Source organism: Nonomuraea sp. B19D2, from assembly GCF_040137845.1.
In the GTDB taxonomy this organism is placed as follows: domain Bacteria; phylum Actinomycetota; class Actinomycetes; order Streptosporangiales; family Streptosporangiaceae; genus Nonomuraea.
Genome location: NZ_JBEFAK010000046.1, coordinates 63,397 through 84,246, shown reverse-complemented (window position 1 = coordinate 84,246; position 20,850 = coordinate 63,397). Strand labels below are relative to the sequence as shown.

22 protein-coding genes are annotated in these 20,850 nt (G+C 70.1%); 11 read left to right on the top strand and 11 right to left on the bottom strand.

What is annotated here, in order from left to right:
• Positions 1-179 precede the first annotated feature (179 nt).
• From ABN273_RS47980 to ABN273_RS47945, 8 genes are read right to left on the bottom strand one after another with little or no spacing between them, the layout of a single operon-like run.
• Positions 180-350, bottom strand: coding sequence for a daptide-type RiPP (locus ABN273_RS47980; RefSeq protein ID WP_349456304.1), 171 nt, complete (start codon positions 348-350; stop codon positions 180-182).
• 49 nt (positions 351-399) lie between these two features.
• The gene (locus ABN273_RS47975) at positions 400-585 is read right to left on the bottom strand and encodes a daptide-type RiPP (RefSeq protein ID WP_349456303.1); all 186 of its coding nucleotides are present in this window, start codon (positions 583-585) and stop codon (positions 400-402) included.
• A gap of 49 nt (positions 586-634) precedes the next feature.
• On the bottom strand, positions 635-835 hold the full coding sequence (locus tag ABN273_RS47970; RefSeq protein ID WP_349456302.1) for a daptide-type RiPP: 201 nt from the start codon (positions 833-835) through the stop codon (positions 635-637).
• Positions 836-854: 19 nt separating this feature from the next.
• Entirely contained in the window at positions 855-2,066 is a 1,212-nt protein-coding gene (gene mpaC / locus ABN273_RS47965) for a daptide-type RiPP biosynthesis dehydogenase (protein ID WP_349456301.1), read from the bottom strand.
• A complete protein-coding gene (gene mpaD, locus ABN273_RS47960) occupies positions 2,063-3,331 on the bottom strand; it encodes a daptide-type RiPP biosynthesis aminotransferase (RefSeq protein WP_349456300.1) in 1,269 nt (422 codons plus the stop codon). Before mpaD ends, mpaC begins: the two co-directional genes overlap by 4 nt.
• Positions 3,328-4,137: a daptide-type RiPP biosynthesis methyltransferase gene (mpaM, locus tag ABN273_RS47955; RefSeq protein ID WP_349456299.1), complete on the bottom strand. Its 810-nt coding sequence runs from the start codon at positions 4,135-4,137 to the stop codon at positions 3,328-3,330. The genes mpaD and mpaM overlap by 4 nt, the downstream gene beginning before the upstream one ends.
• Positions 4,134-5,177, bottom strand: coding sequence for a daptide biosynthesis RiPP recognition protein (mpaB, locus tag ABN273_RS47950; RefSeq protein ID WP_349456298.1), 1,044 nt, complete (start codon positions 5,175-5,177; stop codon positions 4,134-4,136). The genes mpaM and mpaB overlap by 4 nt, the downstream gene beginning before the upstream one ends.
• A 12-nt stretch (positions 5,178-5,189) precedes the next feature.
• Positions 5,190-6,086, bottom strand: coding sequence for an LLM class flavin-dependent oxidoreductase (locus ABN273_RS47945; RefSeq protein WP_349456307.1), 897 nt, complete (start codon positions 6,084-6,086; stop codon positions 5,190-5,192).
• A gap of 389 nt (positions 6,087-6,475) precedes the next feature.
• Between ABN273_RS47945 and ABN273_RS47940 the strand changes: the two genes are divergently transcribed.
• Both ABN273_RS47940 and ABN273_RS47935 read left to right on the top strand, forming a co-directional pair.
• Positions 6,476-7,189, top strand: coding sequence for a CPBP family intramembrane glutamic endopeptidase (locus ABN273_RS47940; protein WP_349456297.1), 714 nt, complete (start codon positions 6,476-6,478; stop codon positions 7,187-7,189).
• A 12-nt stretch (positions 7,190-7,201) separates the two neighbouring features.
• Entirely contained in the window at positions 7,202-8,260 is a 1,059-nt protein-coding gene (locus ABN273_RS47935) for a glycosyltransferase (protein WP_349456296.1), read from the top strand.
• A gap of 51 nt (positions 8,261-8,311) precedes the next feature.
• Here ABN273_RS47935 and ABN273_RS47930 read toward each other — a convergent pair whose 3' ends face one another.
• Positions 8,312-8,878, bottom strand: a complete 567-nt coding sequence (locus ABN273_RS47930) for a TetR/AcrR family transcriptional regulator (RefSeq protein WP_349456295.1) — start codon at positions 8,876-8,878, stop codon at positions 8,312-8,314.
• 79 nt (positions 8,879-8,957) lie between these two features.
• Between ABN273_RS47930 and ABN273_RS47925 the strand changes: the two genes are divergently transcribed.
• Positions 8,958-9,761 carry an alpha/beta fold hydrolase gene (locus tag ABN273_RS47925; protein WP_349456294.1) on the top strand — a complete coding sequence of 268 codons (804 nt, stop codon included), beginning with the start codon at positions 8,958-8,960 and terminating at the stop codon, positions 9,759-9,761.
• 29 nt (positions 9,762-9,790) lie between these two features.
• On the top strand, positions 9,791-10,567 hold the full coding sequence (locus tag ABN273_RS47920) for an MOSC domain-containing protein (RefSeq protein WP_349456293.1): 777 nt from the start codon (positions 9,791-9,793) through the stop codon (positions 10,565-10,567).
• A gap of 4 nt (positions 10,568-10,571) precedes the next feature.
• Here the strand turns inward: ABN273_RS47920 and ABN273_RS47915 are convergent, their stop codons facing one another.
• Positions 10,572-11,510: an ABC transporter substrate-binding protein gene (locus ABN273_RS47915; RefSeq protein WP_349456292.1), complete on the bottom strand. Its 939-nt coding sequence runs from the start codon at positions 11,508-11,510 to the stop codon at positions 10,572-10,574.
• Between the two features lie 200 nt (positions 11,511-11,710).
• On the opposite strand from ABN273_RS47915, the gene ABN273_RS47910 reads away from it, so the two are divergent.
• The 7 genes from ABN273_RS47910 (at position 11,711) to ABN273_RS47880 (ending at position 20,048) form a co-directional block, all read left to right on the top strand.
• Entirely contained in the window at positions 11,711-13,021 is a 1,311-nt protein-coding gene (locus tag ABN273_RS47910) for an ammonium transporter (protein ID WP_349456291.1), read from the top strand.
• Entirely contained in the window at positions 13,018-13,356 is a 339-nt protein-coding gene (locus ABN273_RS47905) for a P-II family nitrogen regulator (protein WP_349456290.1), read from the top strand. Before ABN273_RS47910 ends, ABN273_RS47905 begins: the two co-directional genes overlap by 4 nt.
• 90 nt (positions 13,357-13,446) lie before the next feature.
• Positions 13,447-15,672 (top strand): [protein-PII] uridylyltransferase, encoded by a 2,226-nt coding sequence (locus ABN273_RS47900; protein ID WP_349456289.1) that lies wholly within the window; start codon positions 13,447-13,449, stop codon positions 15,670-15,672.
• 134 nt (positions 15,673-15,806) lie between these two features.
• Positions 15,807-18,656 (top strand): sensor histidine kinase, encoded by a 2,850-nt coding sequence (locus ABN273_RS47895; RefSeq protein WP_349456288.1) that lies wholly within the window; start codon positions 15,807-15,809, stop codon positions 18,654-18,656.
• Between the two features lie 21 nt (positions 18,657-18,677).
• Positions 18,678-19,100: a roadblock/LC7 domain-containing protein gene (locus ABN273_RS47890; protein ID WP_139627761.1), complete on the top strand. Its 423-nt coding sequence runs from the start codon at positions 18,678-18,680 to the stop codon at positions 19,098-19,100.
• A 26-nt stretch (positions 19,101-19,126) separates the two neighbouring features.
• Complete coding sequence (locus ABN273_RS47885) at positions 19,127-19,489, top strand: DUF742 domain-containing protein (protein ID WP_349456287.1); 363 nt, start codon at positions 19,127-19,129, stop codon at positions 19,487-19,489.
• Positions 19,470-20,048, top strand: coding sequence for a GTP-binding protein (locus ABN273_RS47880; protein ID WP_349456286.1), 579 nt, complete (start codon positions 19,470-19,472; stop codon positions 20,046-20,048). The genes ABN273_RS47885 and ABN273_RS47880 overlap by 20 nt, the downstream gene beginning before the upstream one ends.
• On the opposite strand, the gene ABN273_RS47875 is transcribed toward ABN273_RS47880, so the two are convergent.
• Positions 20,045-20,833, bottom strand: a complete 789-nt coding sequence (locus ABN273_RS47875; RefSeq protein ID WP_349456284.1) for a nitroreductase/quinone reductase family protein — start codon at positions 20,831-20,833, stop codon at positions 20,045-20,047. The genes ABN273_RS47880 and ABN273_RS47875 overlap by 4 nt on opposite strands.
• Between the last annotated feature and the right edge of the window lie 17 nt (positions 20,834-20,850).

Here is a 20,850-nt window from a genome sequence, read left to right as displayed (position 1 = left end):
CAGCGCGACCGTTCCGACAACCCCGAAGCTCCGCAGCAGGTCGCCCCAGATCGAGAGCGCCAGCCCGCCGACGAGGTAGATCGGGAAGAGCTGGCAGGCCAGCCCGTACGGCACCGCCCACCGCACCGCAGGCAGTCACCTTTCCTCGAGCTCCTGCATCAAGCTCGAGAGTGACACCGTCACGTGATGATGCTCAGAGCACTCGCCACGCTGTAGGAGATAATCGTTCCGACCGCGGTCACCACGGTCACGCCGGCCCCGACGCCGAAGAAGGTGCCCCAGAACGGGGCCTCCATCGACTCGAGCTCCTGCATGCCCAGCTCGAGGGGGAGGTCTGTCATTGCCTCCATGGTCATCCTCCTTTCCTGCTGCGATGTAGTTGACGTGGTCTCGGGCGTCTCACGTCGTGACGACGACCGAGGCGGCGGCAGCGGCCACCGTGGCGCCCAGAACGGCGCCGCCGAAGGCCACGCTTCCGACCGAGATGATGACGCCGATCTTGAACCCGGACCAGAAGCCCGGGGCGTCCATCGGCTCCAGCTCCTGCATGCCCAGCTCAAGGGGGAGGTCTGTCATTGCCTCCATGGCCGTCCTCCTTTCCTGCTGCAATGTGGTGGGCCTTGTCTCGGATGTCTCACGTCGTGACGACGACCGAGGCGGCGGCAGCGGCCACCGTGGCGCCCAGGACCGCGCTACCGAAGACCAGAGATCCGACCGAGATGGTGACGCCGATCTTGAATCCGGACCAGAAACTCGGGGCGTCCATCGGCTCCAGCTCCTGCATCCCCAGCTCGAGGGGGAGCAGGTCGAGCTCGGGGCTAAGCGTTGCGCTCATGAGAGCACCTCCTTTCTCTTCATGTGAGGAGCACCCGCGCCTTTGTGACGCGGGAGTCTTGGGGCGCGGCCGCGCGGACCGCGCAGGTCAGGAAGTCGCTGATGTCGTCCCGGGTGAGGGCGCCGAGCATGGGCAGCCCCATGCCCCACGCGCGGACCGTGCGGCCCGCGATCGCATCGACCGTGTCGGCGTCGGCGCTGAGCGATCTGTCCACGCCCCAGCCGTCGATGAGGGCGGCGATGCCCTCACCCGGCGAGGCGGGAAGCCCGGCCGGGGCCGCCGCCCGTAGCCCTGCCCAGAGCCGGGCCAGGCGCCGGGCCGAGCCCAGGCGGTCATCGCCCGCGGCGATGCGCCGCCACAGCTCCGGCATCACGACGGCGATGGCGGACATCTTCCTCGTCCCGAGCCCGGTGGACAGCTCGTTGGCGATCATCCAGCCCTTATTGACGAAGACGGGCCTGCCGACGTGCAGCGTCTCGCTGTGGGTGAGGCCGCTGAGTTTGGCGATCTCCAGCAGGAGCGCGTCGCCGGCCCTGCCGTCCGCCGCGAGGGCGCGGGCCGCCGCGTAACCTTCCCTGACCACGAGCGTGGCCAGCGTCTCCACCAGCGCGTCCTCCGTGGGCCGGTCCTCGTGGTCGCCGAGGTATCCGCTGGTGATCCTGAACAGCACCTCCAGCACGCCCTCCGAGACCAGCTCCGCCGGCAGCGTCGCGGTGGCCAGCGGATCGAGGACGGCCAGGTCCGGCCGCAGGCGGTCACCGGTGATGAGCCGCTTGCCCCCCGGGTAGGACAGGCACGCGACCATGCTGACCTCTGTCCCCGTGCCCAGCGTCGTCGGCACGGCGAACAGCGGCAGGGCGCGTCTGGTGGACGGCGGCAGCATGAGCATGCCGCTGCGCTGGCGTACCGTTAGGCGGCGCAGCGCGTCCTGGTCGCCGCACAGCACCGACGCCAGCTTGGCCTGGTCGAGCAGCGAGCCGCCGCCGACGGCCAGCACCAGTCCCGTGCCCGTCAGCCGGGTGGCCAGTTCGCGGACGCCGTCGACGCCGCTGGGCCCGTCCAGCTCGATGAGTGTCTCGCGGAGCCGCGCCTTGCCGACCTCACGCCGGACGCGGTCCACGATCGGATACTCGGCGACGGCGGTGTCCACGAGCAGGGTCACCGTCCTGGGGCTCGCGGCCGTGGCCAGCCAGGCCGCCAGGCCCGTGGTGCCGTACAGGACGTGGTTCACGCGCCCACCCCCTGATCGGCGTACGCCGACAGACCCTTGCGCACGCACTCCATCAGCTCGCGCAGGTCCGCCTCGGTGTAGGTCAGCGCGGGAATGAGCTGGAAGCCGTTGACACCGGGGTGCACTATCGCCCCGGCGCGCCGGACGGCCGCGACCACCTCGGGCACGTGGACCTGCGGCAGGGGGACGCCTTCCACGGTGCGCAGGCGCACCGCGCGGAAGCATCCCTTGCCTGTCGCCCCCGCCACCAGCGGGTGGTCGGACTCCAGGGCGGCCAGTTCGGCATCGAGGAGCGCGGACAACCGCCTGCTCATTCCCTCCGCGTCCAGCCGCCGCATCTCCTCGATCGTGGCCAGGATCGCTGCGCACATGACGGGGGTGCCCGCCTGCGTCTCGCCATGCGCCAGCAGCGCTCCGCCGGTGGTGAAGGCCTCGGCGACCTGGTGCGAGACCACCACGGCCGCGGCGGCGCACGTGCCGTTCGTCAGCCCCTTGGAGGTGATCAGCAGGTCGGGCGGCTCCGGCCACTCCTGCGTGGCGAAGAAGCTCCCCGTCCGGCAGAAGCCGGTGGCGACCTCGTCGGCGACGAGCAGGAAACCGTGCTCGCGGCGAAGGCGGATCAGGGCGGCCACGTACTCGTCGTCGAGCGGGATCGCGCCGCTGCCCAGCACCGGCTCCACGACCACTGCCGCGACCTGGCCGCCCAGCCGGGACAGCAGGCGCTCGAGCTCCTCCGGCTCGTTCGGCGGTACGTGCCGGGTCAGCCGCTGGTCCACCCCGTACAGTCGCTGTCCGAGGTCCTCGCCGGTGAGGGCGAAGCCGCCGAAGGTGAGACCGTGATAGCTGCCCAGCAGCCCGACGACGATCTTGCGCTGGGCGGTGCCGGCCAGGGCGTGATAGTGCCTGGTGAGTTTGGTCATCGCGTCGTTGGCCGCCCCGCCGGAGGTGGAGAAGATCACCCGCCCGTAGTGCTCGGGGCCGCAGAGCTCCACCAGGGCCGCGGCGGCGTCGCGGGCGTAGACGTTCTCGTAGCGGAAGACGTTCAGGTACGACGCCTTGCGCAGCGCGTCCGCCGACGCCTCGGCGACGGCGGCATTGCCGTAGCCCAGGTTGCAGTTCCACAGGCCGCTGGTGCCGCACAAGAGTTCGCGGCCGTCGGCGAAGCCGACCCTGACGCCCTTCGCGGAGACCGCGCACAGCTCATCGGAGCCGTGGGAGTCCGGCGGCAACAGAGCGGGCCAGAGCGGCGGGATCGTGGTCGTCACGCGGCCACCTCGGCTTCCAGCAGCACGTCGCGGTGCCTGGCGGTCTGGTTGCCGAGCGGGGTGCGGGAGCGAACCGCGAAACCGTTCTCGGTCAGCTCCGACACCAGCAGGTCGGCGGGCAGCACACGGATCGCGGTCGTGCAGACGGTGAGCGGCTCCTCCTCCATCTGCACAGGGAAGACGACGACCACCCGCCGGCCGTCGGCCCGCTCCCAGCGCTCGTAGAGGCGGTACGCGCGGCCGCTGAGGCCGGTGACGACCAGCTCAGCCTCCTCCTGGCCCGCCGCGGCGTGCAAGTCGAGAGTGGACAGCAGGAAGCGGCCCTTCGGGAGCAGATGAGAGCGGACCGCGCGGTAGAGCGCCTCGCGGCCCCTTTCGTCGAGCAGGGAGATCGACGAGGTGCCCAGAAGGACCACGCCGAATCGCCGCCCGAGCGAGAAGTCGCGCATGTCGGCATGGACCACGGAGCAGCGCTCGGCGAACCTTCTGCCGCGCTCCTGATCCAGTCGTTCCTTCAGCAGCAGCAGCAGGTTCTCCGACAGGTCCAGTGCGGTCACGTCCCTGCCGAGGGCGAGCATGGGCAGCGTCAGCCTGCCCGAACCGGCGGCGAGGTCCAGCACGGGGCCGGGCAGGCCGCGGACCGTCCGGACCAGCTCACGTATCTCCTCAGTGCCGACGCCGGCCAGGTCGTGATAGACGGCCGCGCCCGACTGGCTGTACAGGTCGCACACCACCGCGCGGTTCTCGAGCTCGGCCAGCAGGGCGCGAGCACGGCGGGGAAGCTGGAGAGCGCTGAGCGATGTCACAGCGCAGCCACCTTCTCGGGGGTCAGGCGCACGCCTGCTTTCGCGAAGAACTCCGTCACGCGGGCCAGCCCCGCGGGGTCGTCGTGCTCGGCGGCCGCTTCCGCCGACCCGCACACCAGCAGGGCCTCGACGAGCTGGCCTGCTCGGTGCTCCACCTTGAAGGTCCGTGACGGCCATGGCATGTGCACGTAGGCGGACGACTCCGTCCAGAGCAGTTGTGGTAGGTCCGTCGTCGCCATGTCGACCGGGTCGGCGACCTCCTCCAGGCCGCGCACGAGCCGGCCGCCGAACCCGGAGACGCGGATGTCGCTCTCGCCGCGGGCCAGCAGGTCCTGGATGGCCATGATGGCGCCGTGGTAGCGGCGCAGCCAGGGCCGGGACGTGAGCTCGGCCACCCGCCGATCGTCGGGGACTGCGGCGGCCAGGCAGATCGCGCATGGCGTGTCGCTCTCGGCGTTGCGCCGTACCCATTCCTTGCGGAGCGAGGGCAGGTCGTCGCCGGCGTGGCCGATCGGGGACCCGGTGGGCGAGGTGGAGATCGCGCCGTCGGCGCTGACGAACAGGCGGTGCTGCGGGCCGTCGCGGTCGGTGCCCGCCCCCAGGGCCGGCACGTCGGCCAGCCGGACCGCGGGATGCATGAGGAACTCGCGGAACTCGCCCTCTGCCTTGGCCCGGTCGGCGTCGTCGAGGAACAGCTCGAAGTCGGCCTCGGTGAAGATCCTGATGGCGGTGGGGCCGATCACCGACATGAACTCGCTGGTCGCGTAGTCCTGCGTCTGCAGGAAGAACGAGTCGGACAGCGAGATCTCGCTGCCGGGCTCGCGCAGGGAACCCGTGTAAGCGACGACCACGGGGCCCGTGTCGTCGCTGGGCCCGCCGGGCAGGAAGGCCACCGTCTCGGGGCCCACCACCTCGGAGCTCCGGAGCCTGTGCAGGTAACCGGGGTCCTCCAGGACGACGGTGGAGACGTGGTCACGGTCGCCCAAAACCGGGGCCTGACCCGTGGCCCAGTGCATGAGGTTTCGCTTGTTCGAGGTCAACGCCTTCCCCCTTCAGCGCAGTTTCTGGCCGGTGAGTGCCCCGATGAGGGCCTTGAGCTCGTTCAGCGTCTCCGTGGGACCCTGCAGGTGCTGGACGCCGGTCAGGTTGAGGATGATCTCGTCGACGCCCAACTCCTCGACCGCCTTCAGCTGCGCCACGACTTCGTCGATGTGGCCGCTGACGAATGCGCCACCCTCGACGATGGCCGCCGCGTCGGCGGCGGTGTCCTCGCCCTTCACCGCGAGACCGGCCTTCTGCAGCATGTCGATGTAGTGCGGTGCCTGCAGGTGCAGCGAGTTGCTGGCCAGGGCCTGCTCCACCGGAGTGCGGTCGGGACGGCGCAGCGCCACGGGCATCATCGCGGCCACCCTCGGCATGTCCCTGCCCGCCGCCTTCGCGCCCTCCCGCAACGCGGGGATGATCGTGTCACGCAGCCACGCCGGGGGAGTCAGCCAGGTCACCGCGACATCGGCGATCTCGCCTGCCAGCTTGGCCATGCCGCGCCTGAGCACCCCGAGGCCGATCTCGACCTTGGGAGTCACGGCGGGCGGAAGCATGCCCTGGTAGCCGAAGTACTCGCCGTTGTAGTCGATCGACCGGCCGCTGAGCAGGCCGCGCACCACCGTGACGTACTCCCTGACGGCGGTGAGCTGGCTCGGGTACGGCTTGCCGAGCAAGGCTTCCTGGAAGCGCATGGGCCCGGGGCCGAAACCGGCCACGACGGGCTCACCCGTGTTCATGGCCACAGACCGAGCCTGCAGAGCGGCCTCGTACGGGTGCCGCAGCGGCATGAGCGTGACACCGAAACCCACAGGGACGCGGAATCCGGCGCCGGCCGCGTACACGAAACCCTGGTGCGGCTCGACGAGCGTCGACTGTCCCTGCCACAGAGCGTGGGCAGGTGTCATGTCCACGAGCGCGGCATACGGAATGATTTGCTCCGGCCGTCGTGGAACAACTGGGATGAGCACCGAGTATTTAGTCATCTATCAATCCATCGTGCGAAATTCCGGCGTTTGTCGAGATGGTTGCTTACATTGCACTTATACGCCGGGCTGAGTTCCCCGACGCTTCCTCGCGGGCATCCGCGCAGGTCCGGGGCTATTGGATGACAGATGTCATATGGCACCGATGATTTCGGCGACTTCTCGGCGTGGTCGCCCCCGGCATAGCGTGGCGGCACAGCCATTCCGCCAGTGAGGACCTCATTCCGTCCAGCACATACGCCCTGAAGCTGGAGCGCGGCTCCTGCATCGTCCCGCGCCAGCCGTACACAGCGGACCTCTGAGAGGAAGCCATGTCATTCGAGTCCGCACCGACAGCCTGGGTGCTAGCCGCAGCTCTCGTTCTCTACCTGGCCGCCGTCGCCCCCTTCCTGGGCCGGCGCGCCTATCCGCGCCTCGAACGCGGTGAGATCTCCCGCCCGCGCTACTACACCGCTCTGTCGGCGGAGATGTGGGTGTGGGCGGCGGTGGCGATCCTCGTCGTGGCCTTGTCGCCGAGCATCAGCTCGGCCGACGTCGGCATCACGGAACCGGCCAGCCCCGCGATCGCGTACGGCGTGCTGGTGTGGCTGCCCATCGGGATGATTCCGGTCGTGTTGCTCCTCCGCTGGCTGGCGAACCAGGGCATCATGCTGCCCTGGCACGCTGGTGTCTCGGACCTGATGGCACGGACCCGCCGAGAGCGCTGGCTGGCCGCGATGCTCGCCGTCTCGGCCGGTGTCTGCGAAGAGGTGGTCTTCCGCGGCCTGTTCATCGCGCTCGGGCGTGAGCTCGGTCTGTCACTCACGGTCGCCGCCGTCGTCGCCGTCGCGGTGTTCGTGCTCGGGCACATCTACCAGGGGCCGGTGGGCACGCTGATGGCGGTGGTGACCGGTACCGCGTTCACCTTGATGTACCTGCGTACCGGCAGTCTCCTGGCGCCCATCGGCCTCCACGTCATGGTCGACGTTGTCGCGCTCATCCTGATCCCCCAGCCCGGTCGCGCGAAGGCGCCCGTCAATGCCTGAGAGGAGACCCCCGTGCCTCGTGTCTCGGTGATCTGCCCCGCGTACAACCGCGGCCCCGCCATCGCCGCCACCATCTCGTCAGTGCAGGCACAGACGCTGGGCGACTGGGAGCTGATCGTGGTCTCCGACGGCAGCGACGACGACACCGACGAGGTGGTGCGGGCGCTGGTCGAGCGGGACGACCGGATCCGTCTGGTGCGCACCCGTCACCACGGCCATCCCTCCGAGCCCCGCAACATCGGCCTGGCCGAGTCCAAGGGTGAGATCGTCGCTTACGTTGATCACGACGACCTCTGGCTGCCACGCCACCTCGAACTGCTCGCCGGAGCGCTGACCGGAGGCGCCCAGATCGCGGCGACCGCCGCGACCAAGGTGGACGCATCGGGCACGGCGATGGGCGTCACGTCACCGCTCTCCCTGTGCTGGCACCCCGAGTTCCAGGTGATGCACGCGGTGTTCGAGCCGTCCCAGGCGGCTCACATCGCCGGGCTGGCCGAGGAGGTCGGCGGGTGGCGGGTGTCCATGACAGGGCTGGAGGATTGGGACCTGTGGCTCAGGATGACGGATGCGGGCGCGCGCTGCCAGACGGTCGCGGAGGCGACGGTGCTGGAGCTCGTGGACCCGGGCACGCGCCAGTCGATGGTGGTCACGGAGCACGGCTGGGAGATCGCCCGGTTCGAGAGCATGCTGGCCGCGCGGGCCGCCTACCGGGCGCTTAAGGACCTGCGCCGCGTCGAGGCGGCCCGTGCGGCGATGCTGAAGGACGCACGGGCCTGGTACGGCTCGCTGGCGGCCGAGGGGGAGCTGGTCGTGCCGATCGGGTGGCACAGCGACTGGGCGGAGATCGACAAGGCGCTGGTCGACACTGTCTCCCGTACGCCGATCACCAGCAAGGAGCTGTGGCCGGACATGGCGATCGAGCAGCGGGACGGCTACGTCGCCCTGGTGCACCTGGTCTCGAGCATGACCCCGGAACACGCCCGGCGCATCGGCGACCTGACGCGGAAGGTCATGCGCCACCAGATGGCGCTCTACGCCGACGTGCTCGAAAGCCAGCGCCTCACCGCGTGAAGAGCGTCGGCCCCACTGGCCGCCGACCGCCGCGGTCGCCCCGCCGGGCTTCTAGCCTGCGAGGATGCGGCGGAGGAACTCCTCGACGGCGGCCACCGCCGTGTCGTGGTCGCCGCCCCTGGCCACCAGCAGCGCGCTCTCGTTGACGGCCGCCAGCAGCATGTGCGCGTGCAGGTCGAGGAACTCGGCCGGCACCGCCCCCGTGGCCCCCAGCGCGGCCTTGAGCATCCCGAACGAGTAGCGCTCCTCCATGGCCCGCCACCGCTCCCACCCCATCACCGACGGCGCGTCGATGAGGACGATGCGCTTGATGACCGGATCCCCGGCGAGCGCGATCCAGGCCAGGACGCCGGCCCGGAGGGAGGCGGCCGGGTCGGCGATGCCGCGGACCGCTTCGAGGATCTTGCGGCCGATGGCCGACTCCGTGGCCTCCAGCACCGCCTCGAACAGGGCGTCCTTGCCCGCGTAATGGTGGTAGAGAGCCCCCCTGCTCAGCCCCGACTCCTGCAGCACCGCCTCGATCGAGGTGTCGTCGTAGCCACGCTCGGCGAACAGCCGCGTGGCGATCGCCAGGACCCTGTCGCGGGTGGCCGCTCCACGCTCCGCCTTGAGGTTCATGCGACCACCATAGACAAACCGACCGTCAGTCGGTAATTTTCCATACCGACAGTCGGTTTGGTAAATCTGAGGAGCGCCAATGGACGGCATCAGTTACGTGGATGTGGGCGAAGGCCCGGTCAGCCTGTTCGTGCACGGCGTGGGCACCAGCTCGTACCTGTGGCGCCACGTCATCGAGGCGTTCCGCGACGAACGCCGCTGCGTGGCCATCGACCTGCCGCTGCACGGCGGCAGCGCCCCGCGCGACGACCTGTCGATGCCCGCGCTGGCCGAGGCCGTCGAGGAACTGTGCGACGGCCTCGGGCTCGGCGAGGTGGATCTCGTCGCCAACGACACCGGCGGCGCCGTGGCCCAGATCTTCGCCGTACGCCACCGCGAGCGCCTGCGTACGCTCACCCTCACCAACTGCGACGTCCACACCAACGCCCCGCCAGAGGCGTTCAAGTCCACGGTGGAGCTGGCCGCCAAGGGCGAGCTGGCCGCGCTGACCGCGGCCGTGCTGGACCAGCCGGAGCTGCTGGCCCAGACCGCATTCGGCGTCGGCTACGAGCGGATCGACCACCCGGCCGAGCTGGTGGACGCGTTCCTGAAGCCGATCTTCGCCAAGCCCGGCGGCGGCCGCGCCTTCGAGCGGATGCTGACCTCCATCGACTCCAAGGACCTGGTCGCCATCGAGCCGCAGCTCACTGTGCTGACCGTGCCGACACTGGTGGTCTGGGGCACGGGAGACGCGTTCTTCGACGTGAGCTGGGCCCGCTGGCTGCGTGACACGATCCCCGGCGTCAAGGAGGTCGTCGAGATCGAGGGCGGGAGGCTGTTCTTCCCCGACGAGAGGGCGGATGAGCTGGTGCCGCATCTGCGCCGGTTCTGGGCCCAGCCATAGCCTCGGCCCCCAGCCGTAAGATCGGCTCCATGCACCTGGAGACGCTGTGGCGCTACCCCGTCAAGTCGATGCTGGGGGAGGAGCTCTCCGAGAGCGAGGTCACCGAGCGCGGGCTCGCCGGGGACCGGGCGCGGGCGGTGCTGGACGTCGCGACCGGGAAGATCGCCAGCGCCAAGAACCCGCGGCTCTGGCGCGGCCTGCTGGCGATCGAGGGCGCCCGGGCGCCCGGGGAAGAGGAGCTGTCGGAGCTGCTCGGCCGGGAGGTGCGGCTGATCGACGTGCCGCCGGAGGGCGCCGAGTTCGAACGATCGGTGCCGGAGCGGGTGCTGGCCAAGGGGGTCGACGCGGAGGTGCCCCACACCGTCGGCCGGCTCGGGGGAGCGTCGCCCGAAAGCACGTTCTTCGACTTCGCGCCGGTCCATCTGATCACCACTTCCGCCGTCGAGCGGATCGGGGCGCTCGGCACGCGCGGGCAGGTGGAAGCCCTCCGCTACCGGCCGAACCTGGTCGTCCGGACGTCGGAAAAGGGCTTCCCCGAGAACGACTGGGCAGGCCGGGAGCTGTACGTGGGCGAGGAAGTGGTGCTGGAGGTCATCGTGGCGACCCCGCGCTGCGCCGTGCCGACCCTGGCGCACGGGCCGCTGCAGCGCGACGTCGAAGCCCTGCGCACAGTGGCCAGGCACAACCGGGTGCAGGTGTTCGACATGGGGCCGCAGCCGTGCGCGGGGGTGTACGCGCGAGTGCTGCGGCCCGGCCGGATCAAGAAGGGCGACCAGGTACGGCTCGGAGCTCCCCGCCGCCCGTGACGGCTCAGACCAGGGGCGTCAGGTACTTGTCCAGGTCGTCGAGGATCTTGCCGGCGGCCGTGACGCCGATGCCGGTCATCCAGACCTCGTCGTCCACGTTGTGTGCGTTGTTCGACTTGACCGCCTTCAGGTTCTTCCACAGCGGCCCGCCGGTCACCGCCGCCTGCGACTTGGCGGCCGCGTCCCCGTACGCCGTGTAGAAGATCACGTCGGCGTCCGCCTTGGCGATGTTCTCCTGGCTCAGCTTGCCGAAGCGCTTGTCCGCCTGGTCGGCCAGCTGCTGCGGCTCGGGCCGCTGGATGCCCGCGTCGCCCACCACGATGCCGCTGAACGACTCCGGCCCGTACATGCGGATCTCGGTGGGCATGAACCGCACGATGCTCACCTGCAGCTTCGAGAACTTGGCGCCCACCTCCTTGGCCCGCTTCTCGTACGCCGACATCAGCTGCTGGGCCTGGTCCTTCTTGCCCAGCGCCTCGGCGTCGAGCAGGAAGTTCTCCTTCCAGGTGATGCCTACCTTCTCGGTGAACACGGTCGGCGCGATCTTGCTGAGCTTGTCGTAGAAGGCCGCCTGCCGGAACTTGCTGCCCAGGATGAGGTCCGGCTTGAGCGCCATGATGGCCTCGATGTTCGGGGCCTGCAGGGTGCCGACCGCCTTGGTGGCGGACAGGGCCGAGCCGAGGTACGCGGGCCACTTCTGGTTCTCCTGGGCCTGCGCCGCGCCGACGGGCGCCATGCCGAGCGAGACCATTGTGTCGAGTTTGTCCGTGTCGAGTACCACGACCCGCTTGGGGGTCATCGGCACCTTCGTCTCTCCCATGGCGTGCTTGACGGTCCGGGTCGGGCCGCTCTCCTGGGAGGAGGTCGATGTGCCGCAGGCGGCGAGGGTGAGGGCGAGGGCGGGGAGCATGGCGGCGACGGCCAGGCGGAGGCGCATGAGCATTCCTTGATCGTATTAGGTTAGGCAATCCTAAGTGTCTCACGCCCGATATAGCAGAGCCGAAAACGCATCAGTGAGAACTCCGAAACCTACTCGAAACACCCATCCGGCGAGATTCACGAATGTGAAACACGCCTGGTCGAGCCACGAAACGCCGGGCGAACACGCTGTGGCAACACGTCACATGTAAGGAGGGTCGCGTCGTGAAGATCGATAGCGGCACCACAGCCTGGATGCTCGCGGCCACCGCGTTGGTGTTGCTGATGACTCCAGGTCTCGCTTTCTTCTACGGGGGCATGACCAGGGCCAAGAGTGTCCTGAACATGATGATGATGTCGTTCGGCGCCATCATCACGGTGACCATCGCCTGGGTGCTTTTCGGACACTCGCTGGCGTTCACCGACAACCCCATCGGGGCGATCAACAACGTGGTCGGCGGCTTCGACGCGCTCGGCCTGCAGAGCCTGGTGGACACCGCTACGAAGGACGACGGCACCGGCATGCCGAGCCTGGTCTTCTCCGCCTTCCAGCTGACGTTCGCCATCATCACCGTCGCGCTGATCAGCGGCGCGATCGCGGACCGGGCGAAGTTCGGCGGGTGGATCCTCTTCAGCATCCTGTGGGCGACGATCGTCTACTTCCCGGTCGCACACTGGGTGTGGGGCACCGGCTGGCTCAACACGATGGGCATCGAGGACTTCGCGGGCGGCACGGTCGTCCACATCAACGCCGGCGCCGCCGGCCTGGCATTGTGCCTCGTGCTCGGCAAGCGCCACGGCTGGCGCAAGGAGCCGATGCGGCCGCACAACCTCCCGTTCGTCCTGCTCGGCGCGGGTCTGCTGTGGTTCGGCTGGTTCGGCTTCAACGCCGGCTCCGAGCTGGCCGTCGACGGCACGGCCGGTCTGGCGTTCATGAACACCCAGATCGCCGCCGCGGTCGCCGCCGGCGCCTGGCTCCTCGTGGAGAAGATGCGTGACGGGCACGCCACCAGCCTCGGCGTCGCCTCCGGCGCGATCGCCGGCCTGGTCGCCATCACCCCCGCCTGTGGTTTCGTGGACCCCTGGGCCGCGCTCCTCATCGGCCTGGTCGCCGGCGTCGTCTGCGCCTACGCCGTCGGCCTGAAGTACAAGCTCGGCTTCGACGACTCGCTCGACGTGGTCGGCGTGCACCTCGTGGGTGGCGTCATCGGCGCCGTCTCGCTCGGCTTCCTGGCCGCGTACCCCTTCCTGGAGCAGCAGAGCAAGGGCCTGTTCTACGGCGGCGGCATCGGCCAGCTGGGCCTGCAGGTCCTCGGCCCGGTCGCGGTCGGCGGCTACTCCTTCATCATCACCTGGGTTCTCGGGAAGATCATCGACAAGACGATGGGCTTCCGGATCTCCACCGAGGAAGAGATGACCGGCATCGACGTCACCGCGCACGCCGAGACCGGGTACGACCTCGGCACGGTCTACGCCTCCGGCGTGACCTCCCCCAACGGGCCCACCGCCCCGGCTGTCAAGAAGGTGGACGCATGAGGCTCATCACGGCGATCATCAAGCCGTTCAAACTGGATGACGTGAAGGCCGCGCTGGAACAGTTCGGCATCAAGGGAATGACGGTCAGCGAGGCGAGCGGCTACGGCCGCCAGCGCGGCCACACCGAGGTCTACCGCGGCGCCGAGTACCAGGTCGACCTGGTGCCGAAGGTCCGCCTGGAGGTCCTCACCGAAGAGGATGACGCCGAGGACGTGATCGACGTCATCGTCAAGGCCGCGCACACCGGAAAGATCGGCGACGGCAAGGTCTGGTCCGTCCCGGTGGACTCCGTCATCCGGGTACGCACGGGAGAGCGTGGTCCTGAGGCCCTGTGACCGCTCCTGGATCCGCAGTTAAGCGAGGCCATTGACATCGCGACGCCCGGACGACGGCGTCCGGGCGGAGCCGGGCAAGGGGGCACAGCAGTGAGGGGAGAGGCCCGTTCGTACGCCGCGGCCCGCAAGGAGCGGGCCGCGGACATCGACCGCTGGCTCAAGGATCTGTTCAGGACGGCGAGCGACGGCGACCACGTCTCACTGGTCGCCGTCGGGAGCCTGGGAAGGGGCGAGCTGGCCCCGGGCAGCGACCTCGACCTGGTCCTGCTGCACAACGGCCGGGCCGACGTGGCGCGGGTCGCCGACCGGATCTGGTATCCGGTCTGGGACTCCGCGGTCAACCTCGACCACTCGGTACGGACGGTCGAGGAGGCGGTGAGCGTCGCCAGACAGGACCTGAAGGCCGTGCTCGGCCTCATCCAGGCCAGACACGTGGCCGGCGACCCCGAACTGACCAAGAAGGCCAGGGAGGCGGTGCTGGCCGAGTGGCGCGCCGACTCCCGGCGCAGGCTCGGCGAGCTGCGTGAGGCGACCGACAAACGGGCCCAGGCCAGCGGCGAGCTGGCCTTCCTGCTCGAACCCGATCTCAAGGACGGCCGCGGCGGGCTCCGCGACGTTCAGGCCATGCAGGCCGTGGCCGCCGCCTGGGTCGCCTCGGCCCCTGGGCCCAGGGCGCGCGAGGCGTACGAGCTCATCCTGGACGTGCGGCACGCGCTGCACATCGTCACCGCCCGCGGCACCGACCGGCTGGTGCTGCAGGAGCAGGACGCCGTGGCCGGGCTGCTCGGCCTGCTCGACGCGGAGGCGCTCATGCGCCGGCTCGCCGAGGCGGGCCGGACCATCTCCCACGCCATCGACGGCACCTGGCGCACGGTTGACAGGCTGCTGTCAGGCCCCGCTCCCCGAGGTCGCCGCCCGCTGGCGGACGGCGTGGTCGAGCACGGGGGCGAGGTGGTGCTCGCCAGGGGTGTCGACCCGCGCAAGGACCCCGTGCTGGTGCTGCGTGCCGCCGCCGCGGCGGCCGACTCCGGGCTGCCGCTCGCCCCCGCCACGGTGTCCGTACTCGCAGCTCAGTCGCCTCCCATGCCGGTGCCCTGGCCGGAGGAGGCGCGCGACTGCCTGGTGTCGATCCTGGGCGCGGGCCGCGCCGCCGTGCCCGTGTGGGAGGAGCTCGACCAGGCGGGCATCCTTGTCAAACTGCTTCCTGACTGGGAACGCGTCCGCCATCGTCCCCAGCGCAACCCGATCCACCGCTTCACGGTCGACAGACACCTGATCGAGGCCGCCGCGAACGCCGCCAGCCACACCCGCGACGTCTCCCGCCCCGACCTGCTGCTGATCGGCGCGCTGCTGCACGACGTCGGCAAGGGCTGGCCAGGGGATCATTCCGCGACGGGCGAGGTCGTGGTCCGCGACATCGCCACCCGCATCGGCCTGCCTCCGCAGGACGTCGAGACCCTCGCCACGGTCGTACGCCACCACCTGCTGCTGCCCGAGACCGCGACCCGCAGGGACCTCGACGACCCGGTCACGATCGAGAAGGTCGCTGCCACCGTGGGCTCGCGGGAGGTCCTCGACCTGCTGGCCGCGCTGGCGGTCGCGGACGGCCACGCGACCGGTCCCGCCGCCTGGAACGGCTGGAAGGCGGGGCTCGTCGCCGACCTCGTACGCCGCGTCAGGTCCGTGCTGGCCGGCGCGCCGCCGCCCAAGCCGCCGACCCTGTCGGCCGAGCAGGCGGCGCTCGCCAGGCACGGCGGCGGAGCCGTGCGCGTCAACGGGGGAGCCGTCACGGTCGTCGCCCCCGACCGGGTGGGGCTGCTGTGGAGCGCCGCCGGCGTGCTCTCCGCCCACCGGCTCATCGTGCGCTCCGCCTCGTCCGCCTCCGCGGGCTCCACGGCGGTGATCGAGTTCTCGGTCATCCCCGAGTACGGCTCACCGCCGGACCCCGCGACACTGGAGTCCGATCTCCGTCTCGTCCTTGCTGGCCGTCTTGACATCGAACAGAGATTGGCCCGCCGCACGCGCTCCATGAGGCCGCCCCGGGTACCGGTGGCTCCACCTCGGGTAACACTCGTCGACGACGCCTCCGCGACGGCCACTGTGGTGGAAGTCAGGGCCCATGACAGGCCGGGACTGCTGTGGCGGATTGGACGGGCGTTCGGTGAGTGTGGTCTTGACGTGAGAGCCGCTCGCGTAGAGACTCTCGGCGCGGAGGCGGTGGACGTCTTCTACGTCGTGGATCGCGCCGGTCGCCCCCTCAGCGACGCCGCACAGAGGGCGCAAGTCCGCGATCAGGTCCTTGCCGCACTGCGATAACCAACAGCACACGACGCCGGTCACGTTTTGTAACAATTGTGTCCGAAATGCCCGGTAAGTCAGAAGCTGCGGATACCTTGTGGAACGGCTTTAAGGCCCGTGCTGGGCGGGACGATTGAGGGGTACGGGAAGCAGTGACTACGGGGAACTCCGACAGCGGCCTCGCCGCGAAGCGGGACCGCGGGAAGCGGCCCCAGCCACGCCTCGGCCTGCGTAACTGGCGCGTACGGTGGCGGCTCACCGCGCTCATCCTGGTGCCCACGATGGCCGGCGTCGTGCTCGGCGGAGCGCGCGTGGTGGGCTCGGTCCAGAGCATCGCCGACTACGACCGCACGGCGACCGGGGCCGAGCAGGCAGGCCACATCCGCGACCTCGTACAGGCGATCGGGCTGGAGCGTGACACGAGCGGGTGGATCGGCGCCAGCCGCGCGATGCGCAAGAGGCTCGCCACGCCGCTCGAGCAGCGCAAGGCGGCGGTGGACGCGCTGGTCAAGACCGTGAACGCCGACCTCGACACGATGGACGAGTCGTACGGCCCCCGCATCGTCAAGGCCGCCCAGCAGGCCAAGTACGACCTGACCCGGCTGCCGAAGATCAGGACCGAGGGCCAGACGGACACCATCCGGTACGACTTCCTCACCGACACCCTGCTCAACCTGCACGACGAGCTGAGCCTGCTGTCCGACGACTCGCAGATCATCGGCCAGTTCCGCGCCCTGGACGCGCTGGCGGCGGCCAAGGAGGAGATCTCCCGGCAGCGCATCCAGCTGCTCAAGGCCTCCTACGACACCCAGGACGTGGACGCCAAGGAGGTCGAGGGGTTCATCGCCTCCAATGCCCGCCAGTTGAGGGACATCTCCGACGTCGGGGCGGAGGCCGGCGCGGACGTCGGCCTCAAGCTGTCCCGGGCGCTCACCTCCAACACCCAGTACGTCAACGTCCAGCTCACCAAGGCCCGCGCGATCACGCTGGTCAGCGGCCGGGCGCCGGGCGCGCGCATCAGTGACAACCTGATCTCCGCCAACGGCAGCCGCGACCAGTGGTTCAACGACAACACGGCCGCCATCAAGGTGCTGAGCGGGATCGAGAAGGAGCTGGCCGGCGAGGTCGGCCTGCGCGGCAAGGAGCTGCGCGAGGCCGAGATCCGCAACGCGATCATCGCGGGCGCCCTGATCCTGGCGCTGCTGCTGCTCGTCCTGCTGCTCACCGTGGCCATCGCCCGCTCCATGGTCGGCCCGCTGCGCAGGCTGCGCACGGAGGCGCTGGAGGTGGCCGGCTTCCGGCTGCCCGACGTGGTGCACCGGCTGCGGGTCAGCGGTGACGCGTCCGTGGGCGACGTGCGGCCGATCGAGGTCGAGGGCAACGACGAGATCGGTGAAGTGGCCAGGGCCTTCGACCAGGTGCACCAGCAGGCCGTGCGCCTGGCGGGCGAGGAGGCCGAGCTGCGCAGCAACATCAGCTCGATGTTCGTCAACCTCTCGCGCCGCACCCAGACGCTGGTCGAGCGGCAGATCTCGCTCATCGACGGCCTGGAGAAGGGCGAGCAGGACGGCGCCCGGCTGGCCGACCTGTTCAAGCTCGACCACCTGGCCACCCGCATGCGCCGCAACTCCGAGAACCTCCTGGTCCTCGCCGGTCACGAGGCCACCCGCCGGCGCAGCCAGCCCGCCAAGCTGGTCGACGTCGTACGCGCCGCGCTGTCGGAGGTCGAGGGCTACGAGCGCGTCCAGGTCCGGGTCCACCGGGGCACCTCGGTGCTCGGCAGCGCCGCGAACGACCTTGTCCACCTGGTCGCCGAGCTGGTCGAGAACGCCATCCAGTTCTCGCCGAGCAGCTCCCAGGTCGTCGTCACCAGCAGCCTCATCGAGGGCGGCGGCGCGCTGCTGTCGGTGAGCGACACCGGCATCAGCATGACCGAGGAGGAGCTGGCCGAGGCCAACCGCCGCCTGGCCGAGCCGCCCGTCGTGGACGTGTCGGTCTCGCGGCGCATGGGCCTGTTCGTGGTCGGCCGGCTGGCGCTGCGCCACGGCATCAGGGTCCAGCTCAGGAAGGGCGAGGGCGCCGGGCTGATCGCCATGGTGCTGCTGCCGCCCACATTGATCACCGACGGTACCCAGCAGCCGCTGCCGCAGCGGCCCGCCTTCGGCGGCGGCTCCGTGCCGACCCCGGCGGCCCCGCCCGTGCAGAACGGGACGTTCAGGTCGTTCGGCAGCTTCGACTCCTTGGACGGCAGCGCGCGGCCAAGCGGCCCCGCGCCCCGGCACGGCTTCCGGTCCCCTCAGAGCATGCCGGAGCCCCCCTCGTACGACAGCTCGCCGTTCCACTCGGATCCCGGCAAGGCGGGCGTGAACGGCTTCTCGGCCGACACCGACGGGGGCTCGTACCGCAGGCAGTCGGCCTCGTTCGACTCGGGCGGCTATCCCTCGTTCGCGACCCCGGGCTCGTACCCATCTGGTAGTGGCGCGTTCCAGACGCCTCCGCCGGCCCCGGCGTATCCCACGAACGACGTGCGCCGGCCGGACCCGACGCCCTCGGTCGAGGTGTCGCCGATGGAGCCCGAGCAGGAGGAGTACCTGCCGATCTTCGCGGCGGTGGAGTCCGCCTGGTTCCGGAGGCCGCCCAACGAGCCGGCCCGCGAGGCGGCGCCGCGGCCGGTAGCCGGGGGTGAGGACAAGTCCTCGCAAGCCGTACCCTCTGGGGAGGAAGCGTGGCGAACGGCGGCCGACGCCGGCTGGCGCGCGGCGGCCGCTGCCGCCGAGCCCAGCCTCGGCGGCATCACCGCCGCCGGGCTACCGAAGCGCACCCCCAAGGCCAACCTGGTTCCCGGTACGGCGAACCAGCCGGCGCAGCCGCAGCAACCGCAGCGGCCGGCTCCGACGCCGCCGGTCTCGGCGGACCGGATGCGGAGCCGGATGGCCAGCTACCAGCAGGGTGTGCGACGAGGCCGCCAGGAAGTACGTGGACAGGAGGAAAAGAGTGAGTGAGCGTCCCGCCGGGGAGGATGCGTGACAACCCTTAGCCATGAGGCGAACAGGTTCGACTGGCTGATCACCGACTTCGTGCGTAACACGCCCGGAGTCGCGCACGCGGTCGTGGTCTCGGCCGACGGCCTGTGCCTGGCCGCCTCTGAAGGCTTCCCGCCGGACCGGGCCGACCAGCTCGCCGCCGTCTCCGCCGGCCTGCTGAGCCTGACCGTGGGCGCCTCCAGGGTGTTCGAGGGCGGCGCGGTGACGCAGACGGTCGTCGAGATGCAGCGCGGCCTGCTCCTGGTCATGGCGATCAGCGACGGCTCCGTGCTCACGGTGCTGGCGGCTCCGGACTGTGACATGGGGTTGGTGGCGTACCAGATGACGTTGCTCGTAGACAGAGCCGGACAGGCACTCACGCCGGCCCTGCGGGCCGAGCTCCAGGCCGCCAGGACCCGGTGATGTGATGGAACTGATGGGAGCGGGCCGTGTATGGCGTTGACGGCGCAGGGGACGACGAGCCCCTGTTCCGTCCTTACGCGGTGACCGGCGGCCGATCCGAGCCGCGCTATCACCTAGCGATGGAGACGTTGATCTCGTCCATGTCGATCCCGGACGACGAGATGGCCATGCTCACCCCCGAGCAGGAGGCCATCATGCAGCTGTGCAGGTCGTTCCGGTCGGTCGCCGAGATCTCGGCCCTGCTCCGCGTCCCGCTGGGCGTGGCCAGGGTGCTCGTGGCGGACATGTCCGACGAGGGGCTTGTCCGCCTGCACCAGCCACGCCTCAGCCAGGGACAGCCAGACCTCAACATGCTCGAAAGGGTGCTCAGTGGACTACGCAGGCTCTAGCCCCGGGCTGACGTCGACGAAGATCGTCGTCGCCGGTGGGTTCGGCGTCGGCAAGACGACGTTCGTGGGGGCGGTGTCCGAGATCCTGCCGCTCACGACAGAAGCGGTGATGACGGACGCGTCCGCGGGCATCGACGACCTCGGCCTCACCCCGAACAAGCAGACCACGACCGTGGCCATGGACTTCGGCCGCGTCTCACTCGACCGTGACCTGATCCTGTACCTGTTCGGCACGCCCGGGCAGCACCGGTTCTGGTTCATGTGGGACGACCTCGTCCGGGGCGCGATCGGCGCGGTGGTGCTGCTCGACACGCGCCGGCTGGCCGACAGCTTTCCCGCGATCGACTACTTCGAAGAGGCGAAGCTGCCGTTCGTGATCGGCGTCAACGGCTGGGAGGGGCAGTTCCCGCACTCCGAGGAGGAGGTCAGGGAGGCGCTCGCGCTGTCGCCGCACGTGCCGATCGTGCGTACGGACGCCCGCCACCGCGAGTCGGTCAAGGCGACGCTGATCTCGCTGGTCGAGCACGTCGTGCGGCTGCGCGCCGCGCCGGTCCGCTAGGCCCAGGGGACGCTCTCCAGCGAGTTGAGCACGGGGACCAGCTGCTCCTCCTCGTAGGCGAAGTGGGCCTCCAGCTCGTTCGCGATGCGGTCGAGCGTCTGGGGGTCGGCGGCCTCGCGCAGCTTCCCGAGGAGCTCGGCGATCATCGCGTGCTCGGCGCGCAGCCGGTCGAGGGCCTCCTCCAGCTCGGGGAAGAGCTTCTCCAGGTGCGGGAACGCCACCCGGTCCTCGCCATTGTGGTGGAAGGCCATCGCGTCGCAGAAGGCCAGGCAGTGCACCCGCAGGTCGCTGGCCGGGGCCCCTTCGCGCACCTTGGCCAGCTCCCCTCTCAGGTGGTCGTGGATCCTGGCCAGCTCGTCCCCGAACGCCTGCAGCCGCTCGGTCTCGGGGTAGAGCGCGACGACCGGGATGACCCGGTCGGTGCCCTCCTGGTAGGCGGCGAAGGCCGGGTCGATCGCGCTCTGCCTGGCGTACATGCGGTCGCGTTCCTCGCCCTCCAGCGGCACCGCCCTGGCCGCGAACCGGTCCTCGCCCAGCTCCACGATGACCCTGGGGTTGGCCAGCACGTTGTGGTACCAGGCCGGGTTGGCCTCGGCGCCCGCGTTGGAGGCGAACACCAGGACCCGCTCGCCGTCCCGCAGGTAGACGGCAGGGTTGGTGCGCCGCCGGCCGCTCCTGGCGCCCGTGGTGGTGAGCAGGACGAGAGGCGCGCCCTCGAACATGCCGCCCACCTTGCCGCCGTTGGCCCGGAACTCCTCGATCACCTGCTGGTTGAAATCGGACACGTCACTATCCTTAGACG

Excerpts from the sequence above, each read along its gene's own strand:
- ABN273_RS47980 (WP_349456304.1), bottom strand. The coding sequence starts at position 350 with ATGGAGGCAATGACAGACCTCCCCCTCGAGCTGGGCATGCAGGAGCTC.
- ABN273_RS47975 (WP_349456303.1), bottom strand. The coding sequence starts at position 585 with ATGGAGGCAATGACAGACCTCCCCCTTGAGCTGGGCATGCAGGAGCTG.
- ABN273_RS47970 (WP_349456302.1), bottom strand. The coding sequence starts at position 835 with ATGAGCGCAACGCTTAGCCCCGAGCTCGACCTGCTCCCCCTCGAGCTG.
- ABN273_RS47945 (WP_349456307.1), bottom strand. The coding sequence starts at position 6,086 with ATGACACCTGCCCACGCTCTGTGGCAGGGACAGTCGACGCTCGTCGAG.
- ABN273_RS47940 (WP_349456297.1), top strand. The coding sequence starts at position 6,476 with ATGTCATTCGAGTCCGCACCGACAGCCTGGGTGCTAGCCGCAGCTCTC.
- ABN273_RS47930 (WP_349456295.1), bottom strand. The coding sequence starts at position 8,878 with ATGAACCTCAAGGCGGAGCGTGGAGCGGCCACCCGCGACAGGGTCCTG.
- ABN273_RS47925 (WP_349456294.1), top strand. The coding sequence starts at position 8,958 with ATGGACGGCATCAGTTACGTGGATGTGGGCGAAGGCCCGGTCAGCCTG.
- ABN273_RS47920 (WP_349456293.1), top strand. The coding sequence starts at position 9,791 with ATGCACCTGGAGACGCTGTGGCGCTACCCCGTCAAGTCGATGCTGGGG.
- ABN273_RS47915 (WP_349456292.1), bottom strand. The coding sequence starts at position 11,510 with ATGCTCATGCGCCTCCGCCTGGCCGTCGCCGCCATGCTCCCCGCCCTC.
- ABN273_RS47905 (WP_349456290.1), top strand. The coding sequence starts at position 13,018 with ATGAGGCTCATCACGGCGATCATCAAGCCGTTCAAACTGGATGACGTG.